Genomic DNA, 328 nt, shown 5'->3' on the forward strand with positions numbered 1-328 from the left:
CCACGAACCCGACCGCATAGGTCGAGAATGCCACGAGCGTGCCGACGAAGGGATCGAAGCTCGGAAAGAACAGCTTGTTGAAGACCAGGGCCGCCGCCGTGCCGTAGATCAGGAAATCGTACCATTCGATCGCAGTGCCGAGCGCGCTCGCCCACACCACATGCGCCGTCGCCGATTTCTCCGCGGAAGCGGAAACCCCCACTGCTGCCGTCATGCCCTGCCCCACCGATTCCAGTGGGCATCATGAATAATCGGGGTGAGGGTTGCAACCTGCCCGCGCACTTCGTCGCTCTCGTGCCCCGGACGCAGCGCAGCGCCTCTTCGGCGG

1 pseudogene is annotated in these 328 nt (G+C 64.3%); it reads right to left on the reverse strand.

Annotation, left to right across the window (positions count from 1 at the left end):
* A pseudogene (locus JHD07_RS32865) lies at positions 1-214 on the reverse strand (MFS transporter); the annotation flags it as partial.
* Between the last annotated feature and the right edge of the window lie 114 nt (positions 215-328).

It is taken from the genome of Bradyrhizobium sp., assembly GCF_016462955.1.
Lineage (GTDB): Bacteria > Pseudomonadota > Alphaproteobacteria > Rhizobiales > Xanthobacteraceae > Bradyrhizobium.